The organism is Verrucosispora sp. WMMD573 (assembly GCF_027497175.1).
Lineage (GTDB): Bacteria > Actinomycetota > Actinomycetes > Mycobacteriales > Micromonosporaceae > Micromonospora.
Genome location: NZ_CP114901.1, coordinates 2,496,115 through 2,516,037 on the forward strand (window position 1 = coordinate 2,496,115; position 19,923 = coordinate 2,516,037).

Annotated in this window: 10 protein-coding genes; 5 read left to right on the top strand and 5 right to left on the bottom strand. The window is 70.3% G+C overall.

What is annotated here, in order from left to right; all coding sequences use genetic code 11:
* Positions 1-30 precede the first annotated feature (30 nt).
* A complete protein-coding gene (locus O7601_RS11520) occupies positions 31-267 on the bottom strand; it encodes a hypothetical protein (protein WP_281566153.1) in 237 nt (78 codons plus the stop codon).
* Between O7601_RS11520 and O7601_RS11525 the strand changes: the two genes are divergently transcribed.
* Entirely contained in the window at positions 251-661 is a 411-nt protein-coding gene (locus O7601_RS11525) for a MarR family winged helix-turn-helix transcriptional regulator (RefSeq protein WP_281566154.1), read from the top strand. The two genes, O7601_RS11520 and O7601_RS11525, sit on opposite strands and share 17 nt — an antisense overlap.
* 48 nt (positions 662-709) lie before the next feature.
* Here O7601_RS11525 and O7601_RS11530 read toward each other — a convergent pair whose 3' ends face one another.
* The 4 genes from O7601_RS11530 to O7601_RS11545 all read right to left on the bottom strand — a co-directional run bounded on the left by O7601_RS11530 (position 710) and on the right by O7601_RS11545 (position 4,963).
* Entirely contained in the window at positions 710-1,108 is a 399-nt protein-coding gene (locus tag O7601_RS11530; protein ID WP_281566155.1) for a carboxypeptidase-like regulatory domain-containing protein, read from the bottom strand.
* A 112-nt stretch (positions 1,109-1,220) separates the two neighbouring features.
* The gene (locus tag O7601_RS11535; RefSeq protein WP_281566156.1) at positions 1,221-2,264 is read right to left on the bottom strand and encodes a trypsin-like serine protease; all 1,044 of its coding nucleotides are present in this window, start codon (positions 2,262-2,264) and stop codon (positions 1,221-1,223) included.
* 119 nt (positions 2,265-2,383) lie between these two features.
* Positions 2,384-3,682 carry a cation:proton antiporter gene (locus O7601_RS11540; protein ID WP_281566157.1) on the bottom strand — a complete coding sequence of 433 codons (1,299 nt, stop codon included), beginning with the start codon at positions 3,680-3,682 and terminating at the stop codon, positions 2,384-2,386.
* Positions 3,683-3,709: 27 nt separating this feature from the next.
* Positions 3,710-4,963, bottom strand: coding sequence for an MFS transporter (locus tag O7601_RS11545; RefSeq protein WP_281566158.1), 1,254 nt, complete (start codon positions 4,961-4,963; stop codon positions 3,710-3,712).
* 423 nt (positions 4,964-5,386) lie between these two features.
* Here O7601_RS11545 and O7601_RS11550 point away from each other — a divergent pair, with 423 nt between their 5' ends.
* Genes O7601_RS11550 through O7601_RS11565 form a run of 4 tightly spaced genes read left to right on the top strand, consistent with a single transcriptional unit; the run spans position 5,387 to position 19,914 of the window.
* The gene (locus tag O7601_RS11550) at positions 5,387-7,339 is read left to right on the top strand and encodes an amino acid adenylation domain-containing protein (RefSeq protein ID WP_281566159.1); all 1,953 of its coding nucleotides are present in this window, start codon (positions 5,387-5,389) and stop codon (positions 7,337-7,339) included.
* Entirely contained in the window at positions 7,336-9,114 is a 1,779-nt protein-coding gene (locus O7601_RS11555) for a carbamoyltransferase C-terminal domain-containing protein (RefSeq protein WP_281566160.1), read from the top strand. The genes O7601_RS11550 and O7601_RS11555 overlap by 4 nt, the downstream gene beginning before the upstream one ends.
* Positions 9,111-13,307 carry an amino acid adenylation domain-containing protein gene (locus O7601_RS11560; protein WP_281566161.1) on the top strand — a complete coding sequence of 1,399 codons (4,197 nt, stop codon included), beginning with the start codon at positions 9,111-9,113 and terminating at the stop codon, positions 13,305-13,307. The genes O7601_RS11555 and O7601_RS11560 overlap by 4 nt, the downstream gene beginning before the upstream one ends.
* Positions 13,294-19,914 (top strand): non-ribosomal peptide synthetase, encoded by a 6,621-nt coding sequence (locus O7601_RS11565; RefSeq protein ID WP_281566162.1) that lies wholly within the window; start codon positions 13,294-13,296, stop codon positions 19,912-19,914. Before O7601_RS11560 ends, O7601_RS11565 begins: the two co-directional genes overlap by 14 nt.
* The last annotated feature ends 9 nt before the right edge of the window (positions 19,915-19,923 follow it).

A 19,923-nucleotide genomic window follows, 5' to 3' on the forward strand; every position in this document is an offset into this window, starting at 1 on the left:
GCAGCTCAGCCGGCATCGGCAGGTTCGAGGTCAGGAGGCGGGCCGCTCGCCTGCTCGGGCTCGGGACGCGCTCGGCGCGAACCTGCCGCGTCTGCGGGCGGCGAAGACGTTGACGACGGACGCGACGCTTGTCCAGCCGAACAGCAGACCGGTGCTGTGGGCGGCCAGATGGTCGGTACCGTGTGGCTGGCCGGCCTGGGCGCGACGGTGTGCGGTGCCGGCGAACGCGTAGTCGGGCGGGGTGATCTCGGTGTCGAACTCGTCCACGCTGGGCCGCCGGCTCGACCTTGGTCCGAGCGAGTACCAGGCGATGAAGCACCTCATGACAGCCGAGCGTCCGCTCGGCCCGGTCGAGTTGGGGGCTCTGGTCGGACTCACCTCAGGCGCGGCGACCACGCTCGTCGACCGACTCGAACGGGCCGGTCATCTCGCTCGTCGTCGGGACCGGCACGACCGCCGCAGGTTGACCCTGGAGCCCACAGCCGACGCACTGGACGGCGTCCGGCGGCAGATGCGACCACTCGAAGACGCGCTCAGTGCGGTCCTCGAGACGTACTCGGGCGAGGACCGACGAACAATCGCCCGGTTTCTCGGCGACGTCATCGCCGCTTACCGGCAGTTCAACGCCGGGGCCGGTACGCATCGCCGCGCGGCCCGGTGAACGGCTGCGGCCATCGCCTCGGGGCTGTTCAGCAGACCTCGGGTCCGCTCAGGGAAGGGTGAAGTCGAGTCGGGTGACCCGGTCGGCGGTCACCGTCGCGGTCTGCGGGGCGCTGTCCCGTTCGCCGGTGCTCACGATGATCTCGTACCGGCCCGGTGGAAGCCGCCACTCGTAGCGGCCGGCGTCTCCGGTCAGCACGCCGACCTCGGGGATCGCCGGCGCGGGCTCGTCAAGGGCAGTGACCTGCACGGACGCCTGACGCACCGGGTCGCCCGCCGGGGTGGTGACGGTGCCGGTCACCGTGCCGGCCGGGCTGGTGCGACCGGGCGGGGGTGGCGGCCCGTCGTCGGAGACCGGGTCGTCTCCGCCGAAGGCCAGCAGGCCAGCCCCGATCAGCAACGGCGCGGCGATCAGGAGTGCGAGCACCCCGACGCGCTTACGGCTCATGACTGCTTCCTCACTGGCGATGACGGACAGTAGCTGGGACGTACCCGAGGCGGTGACGGTTCCGTGCGGGTGGGCAGCTGCTCGCCGGCCCCACCCGCACGGGCAGCTCGGGTCAGCTGTTACGCCAGGTGATCAGGTTGTTGAAGACGCTCTCCGTGATGCGGGTGCCGTGGTTGTTTGTCGAGTGTGGCGAGGAGCCGTGCAGGCCGTACGCGTGGATCGCCATCACGCACTGCCCGACACAGTACGAACTGCCGGCGGCCCGGGTCTGGTAGACCGGGCTGCCACTCTGGCAGCCGAACGTGTCGTTCTGGTAGAAGACCTGCCGGGCGTGGGTGACCGCGACGGTCTGCCCGGCGTGTCGCCACTGCTGGCCGAAGGTCTTGTCGCACGGGTAGCCGCTGACGGTGGTCGCGGTGCCGGTGAGCGAGGCGCTCTGCCACCACATGCCGAACCAGCCGGTGCTGTTGCCGGCGGCGCAGCTCAGCCGGATGGCCCCGTAGTCGTACGTCTCGTCGCCGCTCTGGGTCCAGCCGGTGACCGAGAGGAGTTGGGTGGCGGTGCAGGTGCCGTACGGCGTCGACGTCCCGTTGCGGGCCGGGATGATCTGGAAGTCCCCGCGCGGATAGAAGTTGTTGCCGCCGCCGCCGTTCTGGCCGCCACCCGGGTGCACGCAGTGCCCGGCGGTGGCGATGATGCTCGGGCCGTAGAGCCAGCCGGTGCAGCCCCAGGTGCTGCCGTTGGTGGTGCGGACGATCTGCACGATGGCGCTGGACGGGAAGACCGTGGTCGGGTCGACCCGGACCCGGTTGTCGGTGCCGATGACGCTCTGGATGCCGATCGAGTCGCCGTCGGACGCGGCGGGACGACCGCCGGCGTCGAACCGGCTGCCGCCCGGCCCGACCTTGCCGGTGCCGACCGACCCGGTGGTGCCGGAACCCCGTACGCCATCGAGGCCGCGCTGCGCGGCGGCGGCGGGCACGGTGCCCGAGTCGGCGACCGCGCCGTGCACGTCGGTGCGGGCGGCGGTGGTCGGAGCCTCGGCGGTCGGTGCGGCGGTGGCCGGTGCGGCGGCGAGCGCCGACGCCAGGACGGCGGTGATCCCGATCGCGAGAATGATCCCCGGCCGGGTTCTGCTGAGTGGTGTGGACGTCACGAGAGCCCTCCTCATCGAAGCTGAACGCTTCCGATGGGCAAGCTATATCGGTCAGGTTGATCCACACTCGTGTGTGTCTGTCCGTCGACACCGCTACGTCCCTTTCCAGACAGATCGCTCTAGTCTGGCGCGAGGGTTCGGGTGGACACCTCTGACCAGGGTGGGCTCCCCCCGGGGCGGGGCAGCGGGTACAGGATCTGAAGGAGCGGTCCAGCCATCGCGGTGGTTGCCACGGCCATCAGAATCATCGACGAGTAGAGCTGGCTGTCGAGCATGCCGAGTTCCAGGCCGACGGTGAGGATGATCATTTCGGTCAGACCCCGGGTGTTCATCAGGACGGCCAGCGCCCCAGCCGGCCGGGTGGGCACCCCGCCGAGGCGCGCAGCGGTGAAGGCGCCGACGAACTTGCCACCCACTGCGACGACGAGGATGAGGACGAATTCGACAACGTCGCCGATCTCCATGGCGGACAGGTCGACCTTCAGCCCGGCGACGACGAAGAAGACCGGGAGCAACAACCTGCCGTTCAGGTGCGTGATCTGTTCGCTGACCTGAGCGGTGGCGGACCGGACGGGAAGCACGGCCCGGGGCATCATCGCGCCGAACAGGAAGGCACCGAAGATGAAGTGCAACCCGATCCAGTCGGTGAATGACGCCGACAGCAGCAGGCCCACCAGGGTAGTGATCAGGGGGGCCGGTCGGGGCGGGCCGGCCTCGCGCTCATCGAGCAGACGCCGTAGCAGCGGCCGGACGATCAGGAACATCGCCAGCAGGTACGGCAGGAACAGCAACGTCCACAGAGATCCGGTACCGACCACGGCGACCACGACGGCGAGCAGCAACCAGGCCAACACGTCGTCGATTGCGGCGCAGGCCAGTGCCACGCTGCCGAGCCAGGTGCGGTCCAGCCCTCGGTCGATGAGAATGCGGGCCAGCACGGGGAACGCGGTCACCGACATGGCAGCGCCCATGAACAGCATGAACCCGAGCCTGCTGTCGGTCGGATGCCGGGGGAACAGGTGGAGAGCCAATAGCACGCCGAGGCTGAACGGCAGCGCGATGGAGCCGGCGGCGACGGTGCCGGCGACCACCTGGCGTCCGTGCAGCAAGTCGGTGTTCAGCTCCGCGCCGACGCTGAACATGAACAGCACGACGCCGATAGTGGCCAGCGCGCCCAGAACCGGCCGGATGTCTTCCGGGAAGAGGGTGTCCGAGATGGTGCCGCTGAGCAGCGTCGGACCGAGCAGGATGCCGAGTGCCACCTCGCCGATGACGGGCGGTTGCCCGAGGCGCCGCGCCGCCGCACCCGCCACGAAAGCGAGCAGTGAGATCAGCGCCAAGGCGAGGAGGAGCATCGGAACCTGATGCGACGGCATCGCCTCTGCCTCCTGCGCGAAGATCGAATCGGTCGTCGACACCTCGGCCGACCACAGGCTGCGGGCGTCTCAGGAGCCCTTGGGGGGCGTGACCGCGACGGGACTCCCCGTCGGGATCAGCACGTCGGCGGACTGGTCGAGGGCTCTGCTGCGTTGGGCGGGACGCGAGGCCAGGTAGACGGCGGAGACCGTGACCGCGGTGGCCACGATGCCCAGCAGCAGCCGGTAGTCCAACAGGGCGATCAGGGCCGCGCCGACGGCGATCGACAAGGTCTGCGGGACGGTGACCGCGAACTCGAAGGCGGCCGACGTGCGACCCAACAGGCTCTCCGGCGTGCGCCGCTGCAACGCAGTGGTCGCACCCACGACCAGCCACGGGACGCAGAGACCGAGCAGAGTCATCGCGGCGATCACCAGCGCCGTCACCTGGATCATCAGCAGCAGGCTGGAGACGGCGACCAGCGCCAGGCCGACGACGACGGTCATGCCCTCACTGGTCCTGCGCATCACCGCACCCGCCGTGACCCCGCCGACGATGGTGCCGATCGCCTGGGCTATGCCGAGCACGCCCAGGAACGTTGGTGCGTGACCAAGGCCGGAGGTGACCACCGCCAGCCCGATCGCCTCGAAGAAGCCCAGCACCAGCATTGCCAGTCCGCAGGAGATGACGAGCTGGCGCAGCGTCACGGTACGGCCGATGAAGCGCAGGCCGGCGCTGATCTCGGTCAGCCAGTGTTCGCCCGACCGGGTCGGCTTCGGCTCGTTCACCTCGACGGCGAGCAGCGCCACGGCAGCCAGGACGAACAGTGTGGCGTCGATGAGGATGACGGCCTGCGGGCCCAGCCAGGCGAACAGGCCGGCACCGATGACGGGCGCGAAGACCCGCAGCAGACCGCGCACCGACTGGATGAGCCCGTTGGCGTCGCCCAGCGAGTCCTTCGGCACGAGAGACGGCAGCAGCGCTAGCTGTGCCGGACCGGTCACGCTGCCCAACGCGCCGTAGGCGAACATCACCAGGTACACCAGCCAGATCTGATCGGCGCCGTTGACCAGGAGCAGCAGCAGGACGACCGTGGCGAGGGCGAGGTTCGCGCCGATCAGCAGCGGGCGTCGGCGTACCCGGTCGGTGAGCAGACCGGCAGCGGGGAGCAGCAGACTTCCGGCCGCGAACGAGAACATCACCAGGGCCGCGGCCGAGGTGCTGCCACTTATCGTCTTCACCCAGATCGCCATGGCGAGGAACAGGGCGAAGTCACCCAGATTCGATGCCGTGTCGGCCAATACGTAAAGCCGCATCCGTCGCGTGGCGAGAATCCGTGACATGTCCTTCTCCCTGTCTGTTGGGCGCCGACGCGGGTGCGGCCTAAAGACTGCCCCCAAGGGTCACACAAAAGAGCAGCTGAAGGGGTGAATCAGTTTCCACTTGGCACAGTCTTGCCAGCGTGGCTCGGCCCACTTGGGGGACTAGAGTGCTCAAGAACCCAGGCAAAACAGGACAAGAATGCCCTGTCTCCTGGTCCTTCTGACCCAATCTCCGGCTGCATGTCCCGATTGGTTCCTGTCGGTGCTGCCCGTTGACACCCCGTTGCAGTCGCTCCTAGCGTGCTGCCTCGTAACCCCGGCGGGACTCGATCCCCAATGCCGGAAACGGACGGTAATTCAAACATCACGCGCGTCGCAAGAATGGACGAATGGTGGCGCGTTGAATTTGTTCATCCGGTCGATCCCGGTGTTAGGGAGTGCGCGATGAGCCGATCGCTGGTGGCTGCGGAAAGCGCTGTCAGTACGAGCGCTCCGGTCAATGCCGAGACGGTGGCAGCCAGTCTGCTGGTGCTTGCACACGCCGGGTCCGCGGAGGCGGTGACCGGTGAGTTGACCGACCTGACGACCGGGCGATCGGCAACCGTTTCGCTGCCCTGGCGGGCCCGCCGGGCGGTGCTGGTCGCGACCGTCGGGAAGCAGCTGACGCGGCTCGGAGCCAGCCCGCCGACCATGGTCCGGGTCGGCCACGGCGAGGGACCGTACATCGTCGTCACCGGAGGACGTGTCGCGCCGTCGGCCGACGCGGCGCTGCTGGCCGGCCGCGTCGATCGGATCCTCGACGAGGCGGGTGACGGACCGGTCGGCGCGATCGACCTCTGCGGCGAGGAGGACGCCCGGATCATCGCGGCGGCCCACCGCGCCGGCGGCCCACCTCGCGACAGTGTGCCCGCCCTCGTTCGCGCCCAGGCGCTCACCCAACCGACGGCGATCGCGATCGAGGACACCGTACGACAGGTCAGCTACGCCGCCCTCGTGCGAGCGGCCGACCGGTACGCGAACGACCTGCGCAAGGCTGGTGTCGGACCGGGCGACACGGTCGCCGTCGGGATGGCCCGTCGGGCCGAGTTGGTGGTCACGTTGCTGGCGGTCTGGTCGTTGCGGGCCGTGTTTCTGCCGGTGGATCCCACCCACCCCCGCGCCCGGCTGGAAACCCTGCTCGACGCCGCGGACGCGCGCTTCGCCGTGTTGACCGATCCACGGTTGGTCACCCGGCCCGATTGTCGAGCCGTCGCCCCGCCCGCCGAGGACCTGATCCCGGTCGGCGGCGCCGACCCGGTCGGCGGTGCCGCACCGACGGACGGTGACCTGGCGTACGCGATATCGACCTCCGGGTCGACTGGCCGACCGAAGGTGGTCGGAGTGTCGCACGCTGCGCTGGCGCACTGCGTCACCACCTTCGCCGACGTGTTGGAACTGGATACTCCGACCGTCGCCGGCACGACCGCGCTGACCTTCGACATCTCGCTGCTCGAAATCCTCCTGCCACTGGCCACCGGCGGCCGGCTGCTCCTGGTCGATGACGCGATGCGGCGCGACCCGGTCCGGCTGGGCGAGTACCTTTCCGCCGGCCGACCCGACCTGATCCAGGCGACGCCGTCGGGATGGCGTCTGCTCCTGCCGCACCTGCCCCCGGACCTCACCGGATCGACCCTGCTCTGCGGCGGTGAGGCGGTGACCTCCGAGCTGGCCGGCCGCCTGGTCGGCACCGGTGCGAGCGTCTGGAACGTCTACGGCCCGACCGAGGCCACCATCTGGTGCACCGCCCACCGGGTCGGCCAGCCGGTGCCCGATTCGGTACCGATCGGGGTGCCGTTGCCGGGGACCACCGCCGTCGTCCGGGGACGGAACGGCCGCCCGGTGCCGATCGGGCAGGTCGGTGAACTTCATGTCGGCGGTCCGCAGCTCGCCGTCGGTTACCTGGGTGACGCCGAGCGCACCGCCGAGGTGTTCCGCGACGGCGAGTACCGCACCGGCGACCTGTGTGCCTGGCGTCCCGACGGCACGCTGGCATACCACGGACGCGTCGACAACCAGGTCAAGATCCGGGGACACCGGGTCGAACTCGAAGAGATCGAGACGTACGCCGAGCGTCACCCGGCGGTCAGCCAGGCGGCGGCGGTTGTGGTGGCTGCCGCCGCAGACGACCAGCGGCTCTTCCTGTATGTGCGGACCGGCTCGGACCGCGCGCCGGTCACCGAGGCGATCCTCCGGGAGCACCTGGCGGCGTCGTTGCCCGTGGCGCTGCTGCCGCAACGGATCGTCGCGCTACCGGAACTGCCTCTCACGCCCAGCCAGAAGGTCGACCGACGGGCGTTACGGGAGGCGGCCTTGACATACCTCAACCGTCGGACCGCTTCCGGGGAGACGCCATCATGAAGGTTCTGGGCCTCAGCGGGCTGCACAACAGCGTCGACTTCAAACGCAGCGAGCTGCCCGACCTAAGTGCCCGCGAGTACCGCATCGTGCAGGGTCTGGATTCGGCGGCGGCACTGGTGGTCGACGGCGTCGTCCGGGCTGCGGCCGCGGAGGAGCGGTACACGGCGCAGAAGGCGACTGGCAGTTTTCCGGTACACGCGATCCGCGACGCGCTGCGTCGGTCCGACATCAGTCCGGACGAAATCGACGTCGTCGCCCACGGGTTCGCCCACCGGGCCGCGGACCTGGACCTGTCCGACCCCTACCTGGCCGCCCGGTACACCGAGGTCTACCACCCCGAGGTGCAGTTGACCTGGCTGGGCCAGGAGTTCCCCGGCGTGGACTGGGCGGCGAGGCTGACACCGGTGCCGCACCATCTCGCCCACGCCGCCAGCGCCTACTACCCCAGCGGCTACGAGGAGGCGCTGCTGCTGGTGGCCGACGGGATGGGGGAGACGGAGAGCCTCACCGTGGCCGTCGGCACCGGCGGCAAGATCGAGGTACTGCACCGCATCCCCGCCCTGCACTCGATCGGCACGCTCTACGGCGTCTTCACCATGTACCTCGGCTTCGACATGATGATGGACGAGTACAAGGTGATGGGCCTGGCCGCCTTCGGCGACCGGCGGGCCCACTTCGCTGAAATGTCGAAGCTGGTCAAGTTGCTCGACGGCGGCACCTTTACGGTGGCCGCGCTGGCCGCTGATCGTGACCTGCTGGAGCGCGAGACGCACCGGGGCGTGCTCGCCATGCTCGCCGACCGCTTCGGCCCGCCCCGCGAGCCGGGTACCCCCATCGAGCAACGGCACCGGGACATCGCCGCTGCCCTCCAGGCCGTCGTCGAACTGTGCCTGGTGCACGTGTTGCGCCACTTCCGCCGCGAGACCGGGCTGCGGGATCTCTGTTACGCCGGGGGCGTCGCCCTCAACTGCTCCGCCAACGGTGTGATCGCCCGCAGCCGGCTGTTCGAGCGCATCTTCATCCCGCCGGGCGCGGGCGACGACGGGTCGGCCGTCGGCGCGGCTCTCTACGTGCAGGCGCAGCAGGAGCCGGCGACCAGGATTCCGGCGATGTCGATGCCGTACTGGGGAACCTCCTTCACCGACGAGGAGATCGGTGCGGCCATCGGGGGACGGACCGACGTGGTCGTACGCCAGGTGTCGGAGCGGGCGCGGCTGCTCGCCGAGACCTCCGAGGCGCTGGCGGCCGGTGAGGTCGTCGCGTGGTTCCAGGGCGGTATGGAGTTCGGGCCGCGGGCGCTGGGCAACCGCAGTCTCCTCGCCGATCCCCGGGACGAGCGGATGCGCGATCACATCAATGCGTTGATCAAGCGCCGGGAGGACTTCCGTCCCTTCGCACCGGTGGTCACCGTCGAGGCGGCGTCGACGTACTTCGAGATTGAGCCGGGTGACGAGGACCGCTTCCGGCACATGCTCTTCACCACCCGGACCCGACCGGAACACCGGGCTTCGCTCGGTGCGGTCACTCACTTCGACGGTACGGCCCGAGTGCAGGTCGTCTCCCGTGACGGCAACCCGATGTTGTGGGAGCTGCTGACGGCGTTCGCGCAGCGGACCGGTATCCCGGTGCTGCTCAACACGTCTTTCAACCTGCGGGGACAACCGATCGTGCGGACCCCGCAGGTCGCCGTCGACACGTTGCTGCGGGGCGGGCTCGACCGCTTGGTCATCGGTGGACACGTCGTGACGCCGAAGGTGGAGGAGGGCCGGCGATGACCGTCGGGGTCAGCCAGCCGGAACCGCTCGTCGCCGCCACCCTCGCCGCAGACGACGAGGTGGTACCGGGCGTGTCGTTCCGTCGCGGCGAAGCGACCCGGCAGCTCGATGTCACCGAGGCGGCCCTCACCGCCCTCGCTGGTCGACTCGGCACCACGCCGGCGACCGTCCTGGTCGCCGCGACGCAGGCGTTGGTGGCCGGCGACCGGGGTCGGACGGCTGCCACGACGGTGGTGGTCGGCGTGATCGTCGCCCACGCCGACGGCGGTGCCGCCCTGCGGGCGGTGCGCTGCGCGGTCGAACCGGGGCTGCCGCTGCGGCGGCTGGTCGAACGAACCGCGACGGCGTTACCGGCGGCGCGGGCGGCGACCGACGGTGAGGTGCGGATCGCCGTGGTTCCGCTCGGTCGCCTCGGCGACGGACTCAACGCGCACGATGTCGCCGACCTAGAGCACGAAACCGTGTGGTGCGACGCCGTCCTGGAGGTCACCGCCCGCGACGGTCGGCTGGTGGTGCGCTGCGACCACGACGAGGACCGGTACGCCCCGGTGAGCGTCGCCGCCCATCTGCGTCGCCTCGACGACATCCTGGCCGATCTGGTGGCGGGCACCGGGCAGCTGCCGTCGGCGGGCGGGGCGTTCGCCACGGCGACGGTGACGGAACCGCCCGGTGCCGTGGTCGAGCCCGCCACCCCGACCGAACGACTGATGGCCACCATCTGGGCGGAGCTGCTTGACCTGGACCGGGTCGGCGCCGACGACAACTTTTTCGCCCTGGGGGGCCACTCCCTGCTCGCGGCCAAGGTGGTGGCTCGGACGGCGGCCGTGCGACGGGTCACGCTCACCGTGGACCGGCTCTTCGCCCATCCGGTCCTAGCCGACTTCGCCGCCCTGGTCGACGCCAGCGAGCCGGCCGCCACGATGCCCGCCCTCACCGCGCACACAGGTGATCCCGTGGTGTCGTTCGGGCAGGAACGGCTCTGGTACCTCGATCGGCTGCGCCACGGCTCGGCTCTCTACAACGTGCCGGTCCTGGTGCGGTTGACCGGACGGGTCGACGTCCGGCGGCTGCACGACGCCGTGCAGGCGGCGGTGACCGCTCATCCCGCGCTGCGCACGGCCCTGGAAACCGTCAACGGCCATCCGGTCGCCCGCCTGGCCGACCCGCCCGGGATCGACTGGATCGTCGCGGACGCCAGCGAGGGTGGCGAACAACAGGGGCGGAGGTTGGCCGCCGCCGGCGTCGCCCGGCCGTTCGACCTGGCGACGGCCCCGCTGCTGCGCGGCGGGCTGATCCGCGTTACCGGCGAGGAGTGGCTGTTCTGGCTTTCGATCCACCACGCCGCCTGCGACGGCTGGTCGCTGGACATCCTGCTCACCGAGATCTTCGCCGGCTATCGCGGGGATCAGCCGGTTGTGCGGTCTCGGACCGGGGCGTCCTACGCCGACTACGCCGCCTGGCAGCGCACCGTGCTGACTCCGCAGGTGATCGCGGACGGAGTGGCCTGGTGGCGGGAACAACTAGCGGGTGCACCGCCGACGGTGGAACTGCCCGCTGACCGCCGTCGTCCCCCGGTGGCAAGCCACGCTGGCCGGACGCTGCGCTACCGGCTGCGCTCCTCGACCGTGTCGACGTTGCGGTCCGTCGCGCGGGCCCACTCGGTCACCGTCTTCGACCTCCTGGTCACGGCGTACCTGCTGCTGGTCGGCCGCTGGTCGGGTCGAACCGACGTGGTGGTGGCGACCCCGGCCGCCGGCCGACCGCTACCCGAACTCGACACCGTTGTCGGTTTCTTCGTCAACACCGTCGTGCTGCGGGCCGACCTGAGCGGCACGCCCACCTTCGCCGAACTGGTCGCCCGGGTACGCGGCGTCTCGGCCGCCGCCCAGGCACATCAGCAGATTCCGTTCGCGTCCCTGGTGGACGCCCTCGACCCGGAACGCGATCAGAGCCGTGCCCCGCTCGCCCAGGTCGCCTTCGCGCTGCATCAGCACGCGCGGGGGCGCTGGGAAGCGGACGGCCTGGTCGCCGAACTCGATTCGGTGGACACCGGCACCGCCAAGTTCGACCTGACCCTGGCGGTGATCGACACCGGCGACGCAGAGTTCGGGGTGGAGGTCGAGTACGCGACCGACCTCTTCGACGAGTCCACCGCCGACCGGTTCGCCAGCCAGTGGACGGTGCTGCTGGAGCGGCTGCTCGCCGACGTCGACGCCCCGGTCACCACAGTGTCCGCGCTGCCGGCGTCGGAGGAGCGGCTGCTGCTGGACCGGGCGGGGCAGGCCCGTGACTATCCCGCCGAGTCGACCGTGGATGCGGTGGTGGCGGGGTGGGCGCGGTCGTCGCCGGGGGCGGTGGCGGTGGTGGATGGGGATGTGTCGGTGTCGTACGGGTCGTTGTTGGCTCGGGCGGATGTGTTGGCGGTGCGGTTGGCGGGTTTGGGTGTGGGTCGGGGTTCGTTGGTGGGTTTGTGTTGCCGTCGGTCGGTTGATCTTGTGGTGGGGATGTTGGGGGTGTTGCGGGCGGGGGGTGCGTATGTGCCGTTGGATCCGGATTATCCGGCGCAGCGGTTGGAGTTCATGTTGGCGGATACGGATGTGCGGGTGGTGGTGGGGCATCGGGACCTGCTCGACCAACTCCCACTCGACCGTCGGCACGCCGTCACCCTGCCCGAGGCGCCTGCTGAGATCGACCCCGTCACCCCTGACGAACTGGACCGGTCGGCACGTGGCGGGGACGACGCCGCATACGTCATCTACACCTCCGGGTCGACCGGCGAGCCGAAGGGGGTGGTGGTGCCGCACCGGGGCATCACCCGGCTGGTCGGGCGGCCCGACTACGTCGAGCTGACCCCGCGTACCGTCCTCGCGCAACTCGCCAACGCCGGCTTCGACGCCATCACCTTCGAGGTGTGGGGCGCGCTCGCCAACGGCGGGCAGGTGGTGATCGTGCCCACCGAGACGGTGCTTTCCCCGGTGGGGCTCACAGCGTTGCTGCGTGCCCGGTCGGTGACCACGGTCTTCATCACCACCGCGTTGTTCAACGCCACCGTCAACACGGTGCCCGACGCCTTCGCCACGGTGGACCAGCTCTACTTTGGCGGCGAGACCCTCGACCCGGCAACGGTGGGACGGGTCATCGACGGTGGGCGGGGCCCCGCACGGTTGCACAACATCTACGGCCCGACCGAGGTGACCACCTTCGCCACGTACACCCGGCTTACCGCCGAGCCCGCCAGCGGCGGAGCCATCGGCTCCGCGATCGGAAACACCTGGGCGTACGTGGTGGACGAGTGGGGCTGCCTCAGCGGCGTGGGTGTCCCCGGTGAGTTGTGGTTGGGTGGACCGGGGGTTTCCTGGGGCTACTGGAACCGGCCGGGACCGACCGCTGACCGGTTCGTGCCGGACGCCTTCTCCGGGGTGCCGGGCGCTCGGTTGTACCGCACCGGTGACGTGGTGTTCCAGCGTACCGACGGGTCGCTGGAGTTTGTCGGCCGCACCGACCACCAGGTGAAGATCCGGGGGTTCCGGGTCGAACTCGGCGAAGTCGAGTCGGTGTTGCTGGCGGAGCCGGCGGTGACGGCGGCAGTGGTGGTCGCCGTCCGGCGCGACGGTGCGCCGCTACACCTGGTCGGCTACGTGCAACCGGTGGCGGGCGCTCCGGTCAGTGTGGATCGGCTGCGTGAGTTCCTGACCGAGCGGCTGCCGGAACACATGGTGCCGTCGACGTTCGTGGTGATGGACGCGCTGCCGCTCAACCCCAACGGGAAGATCGACCGGGCGGCGCTACCCGCCCCGGACGCCGGACACCCCCCTGGTCAGGCCGCGTTCCGTGTCCCGGATGAACCACTCGAACAGATCATCGCCGAGGTCTGGGGCGAGGTGCTGGACGTCGACGGCATCGGCCTCGACGACAACTTCTTCAGGCTCGGTGGGCACTCGCTGCACGCCGTTCAGGTCTGCGGGCGGCTGGAACGCACGCTGCGGACCCCTGTATCGGTACGCCAACTCGTCGAACAACCCACTGTCGCGGACCTGGCCCGGCGCCTACGCGCCGACGGACCGGACGCGCGCCGGCTCGACCAGATCGCCGCCGTCGTCAGGCAGGTCCGTCGACTCAGCCCCACCGAACGCGCCGCCCGACTCGGCACCGCGTCCGCAGCAACGAAGGAGAACACTGGTGACGACCACTGATTCCACCGGATCGCTGGGGCCGACCGAGGATGACCTCATCGATCACCTACTGGCCCAGGCGGGGATCACCGTCACCGCAGCCCGTCCGGTCATCGCCGCGAACGGCGAGCCCACGGTGCTGTCGCCGGGGCAGGAACGCCTGTGGTTTCTCGACCGCTGGCGGCCCGGACTGCCGCTCTACAACGTGCCGGTCGCCATCGAGTTGACAGGTGCGGTGGACCCCGACACGTTGCGTGCCGCGGTGCAGATCCTGGTCGACCGGCACGAGGCGCTGCGTACCGCGATCGGCACCGAGCAGGGACAGCCGCGATTGCTCATGGCCCCCGCCGGGATCGAGGTGTCCTGGCGTGTCGGCGACGTGCGGACGGCAGGGGCACAGGCCGAGGCAGCGGCCCTGGACGCAGCGCGTGCCGCCGTAGCCGAACCCTTCGACCTGTCACGGGCGCCACTGCTGCGTGGCGGGTTGGTCCGGTACGCCGATGACAGCTGGCTGCTGTGGCTCTCGATCCACCACATCGCCTGTGATGGACAGTCGCTGGAGATCCTGCTGGCTGAGCTGGCCGAGGCGTACCGCACGCTGGTCGCAGGCAGGCAGCCGTCGCCGGGCACCCGTGCCCTTGGCTACGGTGACTTCGCCGCCTGGCAGCGTGAGCAGCTGACCGGTGCCCGGCTGCGCGACAGCGTCCAGTGGTGGCGGCGGAAGCTCACCGATCTGCCGCCGGTGCTGGAACTGCCCGCGGACCGGGTACGCCGCCCGGTGCAGAGTCACACGGGCCGGACGCTGCACGCCGAACTGTCACCCGAGGCGGCCGACGCCGTACGGTCGCTGGCCCGGCAGCGGGCCAGCACCGTCTTCGACGTTCTCTTCGCCGCCTTCGCCCTACTGGTCGGGCGCTGGTCGCGCCGCACCGACGTGGTGGTGGCCACGCCGGTCGCCGGTCGACCGGTACCCGAACTGGACGATCTGGTCGGCTTCTTCGTCAACACCCTCCCCCTGCGGGTGGACCTGTCCGGCGCGCCGAGCTTCACCGATCTGGTCGCCCGGGTCCGCGCCGCCTCGGCTGACGCCCAGGAACACCAGGAGGTGCCCTTCGCCGCCCTGGTGGAGGCGCTGGCACCGGAGCGCGAGCTGGCCTGGTCACCGCTGGTGCAGGTGCAGTTCGTGTTGCAACGCCAGGACCTCGCCGGGTGGCGGTTCGGCGACGACGTCACCGCCGTACCGGTCGGCATCGACACCGGCACCGCCAAGTTCGACCTCACCCTGCTCGTGTACGACGCCGGCAACGGCGGCATGCGGGTGGAGCTGGAGTACGCCACCGACCTGTTCGACGCCGCCACCATGGACCGCTTCGCCGAGCAGTGGTTCACGCTCGTCCGGCGGCTGGCAGCCGACGCGGACCGGTCGGTCACCGAGGTCTGCGGGCTGCCGGAGCGGGAGCTGCGCACCATCGAGGGTTGGTCGGGAATCGACCGTAGGTTCTCCGTCGACGCGCCCATCGGCGACCTGGTCGCCCGGCACGCCGACCACCGCCCGGACCATGTCGCGGTGCTCGACGGCGAGACCCGGATGACGTACGAGCAGCTGGTGGCCGCTGCCGACGCGGTGGCCCGCACGCTGCGCCGCGCGGGCGTGGGCCGGGGCGACATGGTGGGGGTGTGCTGCCGCCGGTCCGCGGACCTCGTCGTCGGCATGCTGGGCGCGTTGCGGGCCGGTGCCGCCTACGTGCCGCTGGACCCCAACTACCCGGCCGACCGGCTCGACTTCATCGTGCGGGACAGCGGCCTGCGGGTCGTCGTCGCGCAGAGCGGGGCCATCCCAGCCGACCTCACGCTGCCCGACGGCGTACGCACCGTCCGGATCGAGGAGGCGCGGCGGACCGACGCGACGGATGGCCCGGTCCTCGTCGCCCCGGCGGTCGATGATCCCGCGTATCTCATCTACACCTCGGGCTCGACCGGCCGGCCGAAGGCGGTCATGGTCTCGCACCGCAGCGTACTGCGGCTGTTCGCGGCCACCGAGGAGCAGTTCCATTTCGGACCGCAGGACGTGTTCAGCCTGTTCCACTCCGCGTCCTTCGATGTCTCCGTCTTCGAGACCTGGGGCGCGCTGACCCACGGCGGCACCCTGGCCGTGGTGCGGTACTGGGAGAGCCGCGACCCGGAGGCCTTCTACGAGCTGGTGGCGGGTGCCGGGGTCACCGTGCTGAGCCAGACGCCGGGGGCGTTCCGACAGTTCGAGGCCGTCGACGAGCGACGGCGGGAGGAACTGGCCCTGCGGGTCGTCGTCTTCGCGGGCGAGGCGCTGGACCCGGACGCGGTACGTCGCTGGTGGACCCGGCACCCGGAGACCACCCCCGAGATGGTCAACATGTACGGCATCACCGAGACGACGGTGCACACCACGTACTGCCGGCTCACCGCCGACCTGTTGGCCGACCGGCACAGCCCGATCGGCCGGCAGGTCGCCGATCTGAGCCTGCACGTGCTCGACGAGTTCGGTCGGCCGACACCGATCGGCGTGCCCGGTGAGCTTTATGTCGGCGGCGACGGCGTCGCCCACGGCTACTGGCGGCGACCGGCGTTGACCGCCCAACGTTTCGTGGCCGACCCGGCGAACCCGGGTGGCCGGCTGTACCGCAGTGGTGACCTGGCCACCTGGCGGCCCGACGGCACCCTGGAGTACCTCGGCCGGCTCGACCACCAGGTGAAGATCCGGGGATTCCGGATCGAGCCGGCGGAGGTCGAGGCCGCGTTGCTGGCCCACCCCGCGGTGACCGCCTGCCTAGTGATCGCGCACGGCGAGCCGGGTACCGAACGAAGGTTGGTTGGGTACGTCGTCGCCGAGGGCGCCCTCACGGTGGAGGACGTCCACCGGTTCCTCGAACCTACCCTGCCCAGCCACCTGATCCCGTCGGTGGTGACGGTGCTCGACGCCTTCCCGCTGACCGCCAACGGCAAGATCGACCGGAAGCGGCTGCCGGTCCCCGGCACCGACCGTCCGGTGCTGGCCCGGCCGTACGTCGCACCCCGCACCGACACCGAGCGGACCCTCGCCGAGATCTGGGCGACCGTGCTGGAACTCGACCGGGTCAGCGTCGAGGACAACTTCTTCCACCTGGGCGGCGACTCGATCCGCAGCGTGCAGGTGATCGGCCTGGCCCGCACCCGGGGCCTGGACTTCTCGTTGCAGCAACTGTTCCAGCGCACCACCATCGCGGCCCTGGCCGGCGAGGTCACCACCGCCCAGTCGGCCGCCGCCGACCGGCAGCCCTTCGCCCTGGTCTCCGAGGCGGACCGGCAACGGCTGCCCGAGGACGCGGTGGACGCGTACCCGATGGCGGTGCTCCAGGCCGGAATGATCTTCCACATGGAGGCCGACGAGGGGCGTCGGCTCTACCAGAACGTCGACAGTTTCCACGTCCGCGCCCCCTTCGACGAGGCGCTGATCCGGCGGGCCGTACGGCAGATCGTCGACCGGCACGACATCCTGCGTACCTCCTTCCACGTCAGCGAGTACAGCGAGATGCTCCAGGTGGTGCACCGCGAGGCGGAGCTGCCGATCGAGGTGTTCGACGTACGGGGTCTGGACGAGGCGGAGCAGGACCGCCGGATCGTCGCGGTGATCGAGGGACTGCGCGACGTCCCGTTCGACCTGGCCCGGCCGCCGCTGTGGCGTTTCGTCTTCCACTGGCGCAGCGCCGAGTCCTTCGAGTGGACACTGGTCGAGCACCACGCCATCCTCGACGGCTGGAGCCTGCACTCCTCGATCACCGAGATCCTCCAGCGCTACATGGAGCTGGTGCGGGACCCGTCGAGCACCGCCGCGCCGAAACCCGCGTCGACCTACCGCGAGTTCGTCGAGGCCGAGCGCGAGGCCCTCGCCTCGGCGCCGGAGCGGGAGTTCTGGACGGAGAAGGTCCGGCAGACCAACCGGCTCCGCCTGCCGCGCTGGCCACAGGACGCCGAGGTCGAGGCGCTGGAGCAGCCGCAACCCGGGTCGGACGGGCAGCCGCTGCTGGAGTGGGAGCTGCCGCCGGGGCACTCCGACTTCTACCGGTGGCTGGAGACGAAGATCCCCGACGAGCTCTGCGCAGGTCTGGAGGAGGTGGCCGCCCGCGTCGGCGTACCGCTGAAGAGCGTGCTGCTCGCCGCGCACATGCGGGTGCTGGCCCACCTGACCGGCAGCCGTGAGGTCGTCACCGGGATGGCCTTCAACGGTCGGCTGGAAGTGCTCGACGGTACCGAGTCGCGGGGCCTGTTCCTCAACTCGCTGCCGGTGTCGGCGACCGTGGCCGGTGGCAGTTGGGCGGACCTGATCCGGGCGATGCTCGCCGAGGAGAACGAGCTGCTGCCGCACCGTCGCTTCCCGATGGCCGAGATCCAACGGTTGGCCGGCGGCGAGTCGCTCTACGAGACCCACTTCGTCTACAACCACTTCCACGTCATGCGCGGCCTGGCCGACCGGGACGTGCGGATCGTCGACCCGAAGATCAACTCATTCACCACGATGCGGGTGGAGCCGACCAACTACCCGTTCGTCTGCGGTTTCCTGCGCGACCCGGAGGCCAACGGCCTGCTGATGGGGCTCGACTACCACACCACCGAGTTCCCGCCGGAGCAGATCCGGCGCGTCCGCGACTACTACCTGGCCGCCCTGCGCTCCATCGTGGCCGACGCCGACCGGCCGCTCGCCGAGGTGGACCTCACCTCGCCAGCGGAACTGGCCCAGATCCACAGGTGGAACCGGACCGGCCGGGAGCATTCCCCGGAGCTGACCGTGGATGCGGTGGTGGCGGGGTGGGCGCGGTCGTCGCCGGGGGCGGTGGCGGTGGTGGATGGGGATGTGTCGGTGTCGTACGGGTCGTTGTTGGCTCGGGCGGATGTGTTGGCGGTGCGGTTGGCGGGTTTGGGTGTGGGTCGGGGTTCGTTGGTGGGTTTGTGTTGCCGTCGGTCGGTTGATCTTGTGGTGGGGATGTTGGGGGTGTTGCGGGCGGGGGGTGCGTATGTGCCGTTGGATCCGGATTATCCGGCGCAGCGGTTGGAGTTCATGTTGGCGGATACGGATGTGCGGGTGGTGGTGGGGCATCGGGACCTGCTCGACCAACTCCCGCTGACCGGCCGCGAGACGGTCGACATCACCGACGCGACGCCACTGCCCGCCGACCGGGACGCCGCCACCGCCCCCGGCACGGTCGCCGAAGACGCCGCGACTCTGATCTACACTTCCGGCTCCACGGGTAGGCCGAAGGGCACGATCGTGCCGCACCGTGGCATCATCCGTCTGCTCCGCGACACCGACTACGTCCGGCCCGAGGACCTCCGCGCCGTCGGGCAGGTCTCCAACGCCTCCTTCGATCCGCTGCTGTTCGAGGTCTGGGGGCCGCTGCTCAATGGCGGCCGGGTGGTCGTCGTACCGACCGACGTGGCGCTCTCCCCGCCGCGCTTCGTCGAGTTGCTGCGCCGCGAGCAGGTCACCGCGGTCGCCATCGTCACCGCGCTGTTCAACTCCACGGTCAACGAAATCCCGGAAGCCTTCACCACACTGCGGCAGGTCTACGTCGGCGGTGAACGGATCAACCTCGGCTCGGTCGCAGCCGCGGTACGGGCGGGTGGGGCCCGGATCAACAACATCTACGGCCCGACCGAGGTCACCAGCATCTCGACCTGCAACCCGCTTCCCGAGGTGCCGGCCAGCTCGGGCGAGATCGGCCCACCGATCACGAACACCTGCGCCTACGTGGTGGACGAGTGGGGTCGGCAGGTGGGGGTGGGCGTTCCCGGCGAACTGTGGCTGGGCGGGCCGGGCGTGGCCTGGTGCTACTGGAACCGTCCCGGGCTGACCGCTGACCGATTCGTACCGGACGGCTTCTCCGGTGCGTCGGGCGCCCGACTGTACCGGACCGGAGACGTGGTGTGCTGGCGTGCGGACGGAACGCTGGAGTTCGTCGGCCGCGCTGACCACCAGGTGAAGGTCCGCGGCTTCCGGGTCGAACTCGGCGAGGTCGAGTCGGCGCTGGTGACGCATCCGGCGGTGGCGTCGGGTGCGGTGCTGGCGCTGCGTACCGGTGGCGGGGCGGTGCGTCTGGTCGGCTACGTGGAGCCGGCGGCGGGTGCCTCGGTCGGCGCAGCGCAACTACGCGAGTTCATGGCCGAACGGCTGCCGGAGTACGAGGTGCCAGCGGCGTTCGTGGTGATGGGCGCGCTGCCCCTGACGCCAAACGGGAAGATCGACCGGGCGGCGCTGCCGGAACCTGACCCCGAGCGCCCGGACCTCGCCAGCGAGCACGTCGCGCCACGCGACGCCCTGGAGCGAGAAGTGGCCGCCATCTGGTCCGACATCCTCGGCGTCGAGCGGGTCGGTATCGGTGACAGCTTCTTCACCCTTGGTGGGCACTCGCTCCAGGCCGTGCAGGTGGCATTTCGCATCCGCACCACCTTCGGGGTGGATCTGGAACTGCGCAGGATCCTCGAAGCACCGTACGTCGAGGACCTGGCCAAGGCCATCAGCCAGGCCCTCGGCGAGCAGGGTGAGCTCCTCGCCGAGGCGCTCGACAGTGTCGAGTCGATGTCCGAAGCGGATGTCCGCGCTCTCCTGGCGAACTCCTGACCGGCCCGC

Bases quoted from the DNA above. Each gene is read 5' to 3' on its own strand.
- O7601_RS11530 (WP_281566155.1), bottom strand. From the start codon at position 1,108: ATGAGCCGTAAGCGCGTCGGGGTGCTCGCACTCCTGATCGCCGCGCCG.
- O7601_RS11545 (WP_281566158.1), bottom strand. From the start codon at position 4,963: ATGTCACGGATTCTCGCCACGCGACGGATGCGGCTTTACGTATTGGCC.
- O7601_RS11550 (WP_281566159.1), top strand. From the start codon at position 5,387: ATGAGCCGATCGCTGGTGGCTGCGGAAAGCGCTGTCAGTACGAGCGCT.
- O7601_RS11555 (WP_281566160.1), top strand. From the start codon at position 7,336: ATGAAGGTTCTGGGCCTCAGCGGGCTGCACAACAGCGTCGACTTCAAA.
- O7601_RS11560 (WP_281566161.1), top strand. From the start codon at position 9,111: ATGACCGTCGGGGTCAGCCAGCCGGAACCGCTCGTCGCCGCCACCCTC.